Raw genomic sequence first — 10,078 nt, 5'->3', positions numbered from 1 at the left:
TTATGTGTCGATCATCCGTTCCATGGCGTATCGGACCACTCACGCCGTTTTTTCGTAATCGGAACTTTTTTGAAACCCCAGTTCCGGAAATCTTGATCGGGACTATCCCGACGAATATAAATCTTGTTTTTAATCGCTTTGAAAATTCGGTTTTCGTCCCCATAATGGACAAACCGGGGTTTTACCTCAATGACACCGCGTCGGACGCGGGAAAGGGGAAGACAAACGAGATCGGCAATCTCAAGACCGGATTGGTAGAGGTCACTATCTTTTTCAGCAAAAATGAAGCCTTTGATTTTTTGGCGGCTCTTCTCAACGTCGAGATGCACCGTACCAGAATTAAAAATATCAAAAAATGCTTTTTGAATTAACAGGTTCTGATAATCATCCCGGCTCTCAAGCACAACACGGGCACTCGTTGCTTCTGTTTCCTCAAGAAACGCATAAAACGATTTCATCAAGTGGGCAAAGGCGACGACATATGGATCTTTTGGTGTCGAATAAAATTCCTGTAATTTTTGTTTATCAACTTCGACGCTGACAATCGTACAGTCGATATCAACTAAAAAGTCGGGTAAAGCGACCCAGAAATGACGCAGCATGTCGATGGTAATCCCATCTTCCTTGCCATATGGATGTTCTGCTTTTAAAATTTCTTTCAGATGAAGCGGAATATGCGGGTCTTCAAAAACAGTTGATTTAAACTCCATCAAGCGTTTGCGTAATGGACTTGGTTCACCGGTCTCATCTGAATCAATGGCGTATTTATATTCCATTAAGACGCCGGTCAGATTGAATTGGGTATTTCCTTTTGGTGTCCCCGTCTCGTCGACGAACATGACATATTTTTTGGCTGTTGGGTTTGTAGTCCTAGGAAATCCTTTGACATCAACGTTTTTCACGTTTCTTGGTTCTCTTTTATTCAAGCGAATCTCCTCCAATTGCACACATACTGCACACTTTTATTAAAACCAAGCATATTTATTACCTCTTTATGTAACTTTACACTGACACGGTCATATAAATCCATGGTTATTGCACAACTTGCATGACCAATCTTTCCTAGATACTGTTCCGTTGACTTCATCAAGACATACGAGGGGATGTGTCATCAGTGTCGCTTTTTTCGTTCATCGCATACAAAGCGGATTTGGGCTGTCCGTTTACCGGTAATAGGGTTCTTTTTTATATTCGTCATATAGCTGCTCCTTCCTGCCTGATTTTGACAGTGGAGGTATCTTTCGTGAAATTGACGATGAATCAAACGGCACCATACCACTTATAAAAATGAGAAGAGTAACGTGATGAAGTGACCCAAACATTTATTCAAATAGAAGTAGCTTCAGGAAAAGAGACATGATGTTTCCAGTTGAAAAAGGAATGAGCCGCTTGGTGGAGGAGGGGACAGCCCGTTTTATACAAAAAAGCCGTCAACTAGACGGCTAAGATGTTACCATTCAAATCCTTCTTCACTGTAAGATCCATCGGAATTAAAGAATTTTTCTTCTGTTTTACCGTTCACGCTACTCGTATAAATGACATATACATCGAGGTTGTCGTACTTATCAGCCATTTTTTTAGCAGCTTTACGAGCTTCAGCCTCATTCGTGAATGATTCAGTCTTATCTGCTTCACGATGGTTCTCTACCCCGTTCTCTTCATAACCTTCTACTGACCACATTTTTTTTGATGACATAAACAACTTCCTTTCGTAGCAGAGCGAATTGTGTACCGCTTTACTGTTTATCATTATGCGTAGTTTGACGAAAATTAGTCAACTCATCCATACAATCATTTTAAATGCGCAAAAAAGCAGCTGTGAGGTCAGCTCATTTGCTAATCCATACTCTCAAACTGTTGACCTAAACATATCATCTCAACATCAGACTACATATTCAAAGTGTCCATTTCAAGTCCGGGATTACGTGACGAAAAATGACATTTCTTGAATTATTGCATCAGTTGATCGATATAACGGACAGACTTGATGGTTTCGTTGAAACGTTTTAAACTGGTTTTCGGTTGAAAGGCCTGGACGGACAACTGTTTCAGCTGATCAACGGCACTCTCCACCATTGCCGGACGTAAATACGGACTGTTTTGGGCATTTTGCTGCCAGTCGGCAATCAAGATATCGGCTTTTGCAACGAACGGCACGACATCTGTTTGAAAGTCATATTCCTGACCGTTTCGTCCTGCTTGGTAAATCCGTTCGATATCCTGAAGTAACGGTTCTATTGTCATTTGTTTTTAACTACTCCTCTCGGCCGATACGATACAATCACATATCATGGTACAATAAACGCGTTAGGAGGGGAATCCTTTTGAATTACCCGAACGGTAAAAAATTTCAAAAGCCGGCTGAACCACATGCTGTTACGATTCAAAATGCCCGTTCTGCGGGATCGACTTTTTCGAATCGTGGTATGAAGCTTGAGAAATTAATTAATGAAAGTAATATGTTTTATCTGACCCATAATCGGGCAATCATTCACAAGAAACCGACTCCTCTTCAAATCGTCCAAGTCGATTATCCGAAACGGTCTGCCGCCGTCGTCAAAGAAGCCTATTTCAAGCAACCGTCGACGACCGACTATAACGGGGTGTACCGTGGAAAATACATTGATTTTGAAGCGAAGGAAACCAATCATAAAACATCATTCCCGCTTAAAAATTTTCACTCCCATCAAATCGAACACATGCGTCAATGCATTACTCATGGAGGAATTTGTTTTGTCATCATTCGATTCAGTATGTATAATGTGCAATATGTGTTGTCTGCCGAGCATTTGTTCCCGTGGTGGGAGCAATTGGAAACCGGAAGAAAGTCGATTCCGTTAGCCGAAATCGAACGGCACGGAAAAAAACTTGAGACAGGTGCGTTTCCTGCCATTGATTACTTACCGGCAGTAGACGAGTTATATTTCACTTGAGAAATTTTACAGATCGAAGGAGAAGGATAGCATATGGAAAGAAGTCGTGTCGCACGTCGTGAAGAAACGAAGACGTCAGCCAAACAAACGAACCGGACAAAACGTCCGAAAAAGAAAAAGTCAGGCGGAACCGGCGGGAAAGGTCCTCTTTGGAAAAAGCTGCTGTTAACAGCTGTCGGACTGTTCCTTGTGATGATGATTGCCGGCGGTGGATTTGCGGTATATGCCGTGGCTACGGCGCCAGAGCTTGATGAATCCAAGCTTCGGGACGCCCTTCCACTGAAAATTTATGCAAGTAATAAAGAAGAAATTAAAAAGGGTGGAACGAGTCGGGAGTACGTCTCGATTAAAGAAGTACCGGACGTCGTAAAAGATGCCTTTATTTCGATTGAGGACCGTCGTTTCTATCAACATAACGGAATTGATTTCCGCCGCTTAGGCGGGGCCATCATTGCTAATATTACGGATGGTTTTGGTTCGGAAGGTGCTTCAACGATCACGCAACAGGTTATTAAACAATCGTTCTTGAGTTCGGATAAAACCATTACTCGTAAAGTGCAAGAACAGTGGTTGGCGATTCGTCTAGAACGCGATTATACGAAAGATCAGATTCTTGAAATGTACTTGAACAAAAACTATTACGGTCAGGAATCGTACGGGATCCAAACAGCGTCAAAAGCTTACTTTAATAAGACGGTCGATAAGTTGAACTATGGAGAAGCCGCAATGCTTGCCGGCTTACCACAACGTCCATCAGCGTACGATCCGATTCAAGGAAGTCCGAAGCTGACAAAATGGCGTCAGACACAGGTGCTTGATGCCATGTTGACAACGGGTGTTATTACACAAAAACAACGTGACAAAGCAGTGGATCAACCGATTTCAAAATTGATTGATCCGGCACCGAAATCAAAAGATGATGCCGCATACGACAGCGTCATCTTCGATATGGTCTCGCAAGAGTTGGAAGAGGTGTTTGGTCTTGAAGGAAAAGACATCTACGGTCAAGGATTAAAAATCTATACATCGATTGACAAACCGATGCATGATTACATGAACGAAGCCATTAAAAAGGATCAAGTCGTTCAGTTACCTGAGTATGCGGAAGCAGCGGCTACAGCCGTCAATACGCAAACGGGTGAAATTCTTGGAGTCGTCGACGGGAAAAATCCGGGAACGGGCACATCCCGCCGCAACTTTGCCAAAGAACCGCACCAACCGGGATCATCTGCAAAACCATTTTTTGCTTACGGACCGGCGATTGAAGATGAAAAATGGTCAACGGCGAAAATGTTGACCGACCAAGAGACTAAAGTGAATGGTAAAAAGATTGGCAACTATTACGACGGGTACCGCGGGACGAATACGATCCGCAATTGGTTGAAAATATCAGCCAATACGCCTGCCATTCAAACGTATCAACAAATTGGCGGTGAAACCGTCGAAAGTTTTGCTGCTAAATCCGGATTGAATTTAGAAAAGGATGAGTCGATTTCACCGGCGTATGCGATTGGTGGGATGAAACACGGATTCAATACGACGCAAATGGCTTCTGCCTATGCGACGCTTGGAAACGGCGGTGACTACATCAAACCGCATATCATCAAAACAATCGAATACAGTGACGGTTCAAAAATCAAATCTCCTGTCAAACCTAAAAAAGCAATGGAAGACTACACAGCTTACATGCTGACGGATATGTTACGGGATGTCTTGAAACCGGGTGGAACGTTCCCGACCGCTGCTCTTTCTTTTGACGCAGCAGGTAAAACCGGAACGACAAACGCCTACAAAGATGTTTGGTTTGCCGGCTATACATCGGATGTAGCAATCAGTGTTTGGACCGGAACAACAAAATCCGGTAATAATAATGGTGCCGGCTTAAGTGGTCCGACAAACAGTACGATGGCACAAAATATTTGGAAAGACTTTGTCACGAAAACACGTGACCGGACACCGGCGCCGTTTAAACAACCAAGTTCTGTCCTCAGTATCGGCGACGAATTATATGTCAAAGGCACAAAAGAACCGGTTGTCGAAAAAAAGGCCGTGCCAGCTCCGACTGGCTTACAAGCATCTTACAATGAAGACTCGGAGTCTGGTGAATTAACATGGAACTACAATGATTCGGCACTTCGTACGAACGGTTATGACAGCGTATCGTTTGAAGTTTCCATGACCGATCCGGACGGTAAACAATCGGTACTCGGTACCAGCTCGACAAATCGGATCGGAATCAGTGGTCTTGATTCAGGCCGGACAACCTTTACGGTGGTAGCAAAAGCATCCGGTGAGCAGTCGGGTCCGGTTTCAACGACTGTAACCGTTGCAGAAGTGGAAACGGAAGAACCGGCAACGGAAGAACCAGCGACGGAAGAACCGGCAACGGAAGAACCAGCGACGGAAGAACCGACAACGGATGAACCAACGACGGATGAACCAGCGACGGAAGAACCGACAACGGATGAACCGGCGACGGAAGAACCGACAACGGATGAGCCGACGACGGACGAACCAGCGACGGACGAACCGGCGGCAAACGACGGAGCGTCCACACAGTCGGATAGCGGGAATTCATCAACGAACGGAAACCGAGGTCAAGGCCAGGACGATGCACCTGCCGACCAACAATCAGAAACCGAAACGCAACAATAAAGAGTAGAATGGTCAATAAAAGAAGACGAGACCGAAGAAGCAGGTGTGTTTCTTCGGTCTTGCTTCTCTTTTTTTGTATAATGGAGGTCAGGAAGGAAGTGGCGCAATGGAATCAAGACAATCACTTGTTACCTATTTAGAAGAATTAAAAGCCGATCGTTCCTTCATGGAACGTGTTACCTATATAAAAACGATGGAAGCAAAGGCAGGACGTTATGCGCCGTTTCCAGAGGGTTTACCGGACCGTCTGCGTCAGGCATTGGAAAGACGTGGTATTTCATCATTGTACCAGCATCAAGAACTGGCTTTTCGCACCGTTCAGGAAGGGGCGTCCACCGTTATCGTCACACCGACTGCCTCAGGAAAAACCTATTGCTTTAATTTACCGATTTTGACTCATCTCTTAGCGAATCCGAACGCAAGGGCGCTGTATCTGTATCCGACTAAGGCATTGGCACAAGATCAAAACAGTGAACTGCTGGAACTGATTGATGAGATGGAGGCGCCAATCCGGTGTTTTACGTACGATGGTGATACTTCACCCACAATCCGGACAAAAGTCCGAAAAGCAGGGAACATCGTCATTACTAATCCGGATATGTTACATTCCGGAATTCTTCCCCATCATACAAAGTGGATTGAATTATTCGAAAATTTATCACATATCGTCATTGATGAACTGCATACGTACCGGGGAGTATTCGGAAGTCATGTCGCAAACGTGATTCGTCGTTTACGTCGGATTTGCCGGTATTACGGAAGCGATCCGATTTTTATTATGACGAGTGCGACGATTGCCAATCCGCAAGAATTAGCGGAACGTCTGACGGAAAAAGAAGTCCGGCTAATTGATGACAATGGGGCTCCGACAGGACGGAAACACTTTATTGTCTATCAACCGCCAATCGTCAATGCGCAACTGGGGATTCGGCGTTCGGCGACGCTTGAGACCAAACAATTGGCTTCACGATTCATTAAAAAAAAGTTCCAGACGATTGTTTTCGCCCGCTCACGTGTCCGGGTAGAAGTTTTATTGACGTATCTCCGGAGTCTCGTCCGGTTTGAATTAGGACCGAAATCGATTGAAGGATACCGTGGCGGATACCTGCCGAGTGAACGGCGTGATATTGAAAAACGTTTGCGTAAAGGGGAAATTACGGGAATCGTTTCGACCAATGCGTTGGAGTTGGGTGTCGATATCGGACAATTGCAGGTATGTATCATGAACGGGTATCCGGGTACCATCGCTTCGTTATGGCAACAAGCAGGACGGGCCGGACGTCGGCAGGATGATGCGCTCATCATTTTAGTCGCATCTTCCGGTATGCTCGATCAATATGTCGCAGAACGTCCTGAATTGTTTTTAAATCAGTCACCGGAAGCGGCGCGACTCGATCCGGATAACTTAATTATTGCAGTGGATCATATCAAATGTGCTGCTTTTGAGCTTCCATTTCGCCACGGGGAAACGTTTGGAACGCTGGAAACGGAAGATATTCTCGAGTATCTGGTTGAAGAACGTGTCTTGCATCAGCGAGGGGAACGATACTATTGGATGAACGATGCCTTTCCGGCCCACGGAATTTCCTTACGGTCGAGTGATCAAGAGAATGTTGTCATCGTTGATCAAACGGATGTTCCGAATCGTGTCATCGGTGAGATGGATACATTCAGTGCGATGACCCTTTTGCATGATGAAGCGATTTATTTGCATGGTGCCGATCAATATCAAGTCGAAGTATTGGATTTTGAAGAGAAAAAGGCCTTTGTCCGCGCCGTAGATGTTGATTATTATACGGATGCAAACTTTTCCGTTGAACTGTCCGTCCTCGACGAAGATGACCGTTATACGAGTGGAGAGTTCAGTGTCGCCAGAGGAGATGTCAGTGTCCGTGGTATGGCCACGATGTTCAAAAAAATCAAATTTGGGACACACGAAAATATTGGATCGGGTCCGATTCATTTACCTGAACGGGAAATCCATACGACAGGAGTTTGGTTTTCTTTACCGGAAACCGCTTCGTCGAGTACCGAATTGGAACAAGTCATCGAAGGCGTGGCGAACAGTCTGCGACGCGTTGCTCCATTGTTTTTGATGTGTGATGCAAGTGATGTCTTCGTCGTCCCGCAAGTGAAGGCGACACACACTCAAAAACCGACGATTTATTTGTACGACCGTTATCCGGGAGGCGTGGGTCTTGCTGAATCGATTTATAAACAGCGGTCCGTCATGCTTCGAGCAGCCCGCGACTCGATTGTGACATGTCCCTGTCTTGACGGCTGTCCGGCATGTATCGGAATGATCGGATTGGCAGACGAAAAAGAGCGGACAGTTCAAATGCTTGCTGAAATGGAGAAGGAATTATCATGAAAAATAAACTGAGACGAATGCTGAAAGCGACTGAATCGGAATCGTCCGTCAATCCTGCATCCACGGTTCAAACGGATACGACGGAAGAGCAGGCCGCCTGGATTGCTCAAGGAGGAGACATTCTCACATTTGAAGAGGAATGGATTGTCCGAATTGACCATCGGTATCCACTTGAGGGAAAACACGGACATCGTTCATATGCCGAGGTGTTTGAATCCCTGCAGTTGCCTCATCCGCCGCTCGCACTCGATGTCCCACTCGAACAAGTGATTTTTTTCGATACAGAAACGACCGGATTAAAAGGGACGGGCACAACGATTTTTTTGTTGGGATTTGCTCGCTTTGAACAAGGCAGTTTGCTGATGCGGCAATATTTTTTGCCCCATCCTCACTATGAGGCGGCACTGTACCATCATTTTTTACACGATATTGGAGACGACGTCCGATTTGTTACCTATAATGGGAAAAGCTTTGATTGGCCACAAATTAAGACCCGGCACGTCTTTGTCCGCGAACGTGTCCCGCGTTTGCCGAAAGTCGGTCACTTGGATTTGTTGCACGTATGCCGGCGGATCTTTAAAGGATTGTACGACTCGTATCGTCTGACACGAATGGAAGAACGGATTGGGTTTGAACGAACGGATGATTTACCGGGTTTTTTAGCGCCGATGCATTACTTTCAATATGTCGAACATCAAAATCCGATGATCATGAACGGTGTTCTTGAACATCACCTTCACGATTGTCTGACACTCGTAAGTTTATATGATGAATGCAATCGTCTTGTGACGCACCGCCAAGAAGCTACCTCACAAATTCGTGAAAACATTGCTGTTTGGCTAGCGGATTTAGGGATTCATGAACAATCGGCGGAACATTTTGGACAAGCGGACGAACTGACGGATGCGGGATGGTTGCGACAAGGCTTTTTGTATAAAAAACTGGGGAATTATGATCAAGCCAAAGTATGTTTTGAGAAAAGTGAATCGTACGAAGGATTTGTCGAGCTGGCGAAGTGGGCGGAGCACATTGCCAAACAACCCGGTGTTGCTTATGATTATACTGAACAGGCCAAAAGGTTGTTGGAACAACGCCAACTTCTGGCATCACGCCGGGAACGGTTATTTGCTGAACTGGACCACAGGAGCCAACGTCTGCAAAGGAAGTGTCATCAATGAACGTGATTGCCGTAACAGGATACAAGCCGGCAGAACTCGGTATTTTTGATCAAAAACACCCTGGAATCAAGATTCTGAAAGCGGCCTACCGCGAACGTCTCATTCGTTTAATCGAAGATATGGGAACGACTTGGTTCATCACGAATGCGACGCCCGGCTGCGAATTATGGGCCTGTGAAGTCATTCTCGAGCTGAAGCAAGATTATCCGGAAATTCGTTTAGGGATTTTGCTGCCTTTTTTAGAACAAGAGGCAAAATGGAAAGAACCCGTTCAAGCACAATATTTAGCCGTATTGAATCAAGCGGACTTCGTCGATGCCATCAGTCAAAAACCGTATGAAAATCCTTCACAGTTTCGAAATAAAACGGAATTCATGATTCAAAAGAGTCAAGGGTTATTGTCCGTCTTTGATGAAGAACACGGCGGATCGGCCAAGTATTTGGTAGAACGTGCTAAACTAGAAATGGAACGATCGGATTATCAATTGTTCTTGATTACGCAAGATGATTTAGCGATGATGGAGCAGGAGCAGAACTACAACGAACAATGGGAGTGAAGCAGATGTATAAACCGCTATTGACTGCAGATGACATTTACAAAAAAGAATTTAAAACCGGATTACGGGGATACGTGATTGAAGACGTAGATGGGTATCTCGATCAAGTGATTAAAGATTATGAGGGATTTGAACGTGAAATCGACCGATTGAAGCGAGAGTTGGAAGAAGCAAAATCATCATCTTCTGTCAGTGTGAGACGAGAAGAACGAAAAGTAGAGCCGGAAGCAACACCGACTCCTTCGAGCTCCTCTAACTATGATATGTTGCGCCGGATTTCCAATCTGGAAAAAGCAGTATTTGGACGCCCGCATCAAGAAGGTTGATGTTCATCGTTATGCAAAAAACAGTTGGACGGACACATGCGTAAAATAAAAAATCGAT

The 10,078-nt window shown here is 45.0% G+C and carries 9 protein-coding genes; 6 read left to right on the top strand and 3 right to left on the bottom strand.

Translation table 11 applies throughout. The annotated features are described in order from the left end of the window. Positions 1-11: 11 nt before the first annotated feature. From ACHA8N_RS02970 to ACHA8N_RS02960, 3 genes are all read right to left on the bottom strand, one after another. Positions 12-902, bottom strand: a complete 891-nt coding sequence (locus tag ACHA8N_RS02970) for a DUF3800 domain-containing protein (RefSeq protein WP_393964647.1) — start codon at positions 900-902, stop codon at positions 12-14. Positions 903-1,450: 548 nt separating this feature from the next. Next, positions 1,451-1,696, bottom strand: a complete 246-nt coding sequence (locus ACHA8N_RS02965; protein WP_147510962.1) for a hypothetical protein — start codon at positions 1,694-1,696, stop codon at positions 1,451-1,453. Positions 1,697-1,950: 254 nt separating this feature from the next. Further along, entirely contained in the window at positions 1,951-2,244 is a 294-nt protein-coding gene (locus tag ACHA8N_RS02960) for a DUF1798 family protein (protein WP_147510963.1), read from the bottom strand. A 74-nt stretch (positions 2,245-2,318) separates the two neighbouring features. Between ACHA8N_RS02960 and recU the strand changes: the two genes are divergently transcribed. The 6 genes from recU to gpsB all read left to right on the top strand — a co-directional run bounded on the left by recU (position 2,319) and on the right by gpsB (position 10,020). Continuing rightward, on the top strand, positions 2,319-2,933 hold the full coding sequence (recU, locus tag ACHA8N_RS02955; protein ID WP_167498363.1) for a Holliday junction resolvase RecU: 615 nt from the start codon (positions 2,319-2,321) through the stop codon (positions 2,931-2,933). Between the two features lie 33 nt (positions 2,934-2,966). Continuing rightward, positions 2,967-5,588 (top strand): PBP1A family penicillin-binding protein, encoded by a 2,622-nt coding sequence (locus ACHA8N_RS02950; protein ID WP_393964646.1) that lies wholly within the window; start codon positions 2,967-2,969, stop codon positions 5,586-5,588. Positions 5,589-5,694: 106 nt separating this feature from the next. Next, complete coding sequence (locus ACHA8N_RS02945) at positions 5,695-7,959, top strand: DEAD/DEAH box helicase (RefSeq protein WP_393964645.1); 2,265 nt, start codon at positions 5,695-5,697, stop codon at positions 7,957-7,959. After that, positions 7,956-9,137, top strand: a complete 1,182-nt coding sequence (locus tag ACHA8N_RS02940; RefSeq protein WP_393964644.1) for a ribonuclease H-like domain-containing protein — start codon at positions 7,956-7,958, stop codon at positions 9,135-9,137. Before ACHA8N_RS02945 ends, ACHA8N_RS02940 begins: the two co-directional genes overlap by 4 nt. After that, complete coding sequence (locus ACHA8N_RS02935) at positions 9,134-9,694, top strand: SLOG family protein (RefSeq protein ID WP_393964643.1); 561 nt, start codon at positions 9,134-9,136, stop codon at positions 9,692-9,694. The genes ACHA8N_RS02940 and ACHA8N_RS02935 overlap by 4 nt, the downstream gene beginning before the upstream one ends. Positions 9,695-9,699: 5 nt before the next feature. After that, positions 9,700-10,020 (top strand): cell division regulator GpsB, encoded by a 321-nt coding sequence (gene gpsB, locus ACHA8N_RS02930; protein ID WP_393964642.1) that lies wholly within the window; start codon positions 9,700-9,702, stop codon positions 10,018-10,020. Positions 10,021-10,078: the final 58 nt, after the last annotated feature.

This window comes from Exiguobacterium sp. S22-S28, assembly GCF_043359615.1.
Classification (GTDB): domain Bacteria; phylum Bacillota; class Bacilli; order Exiguobacteriales; family Exiguobacteriaceae; genus Exiguobacterium_A.
This window is presented reverse-complemented; position numbering and strand designations above follow the sequence as displayed.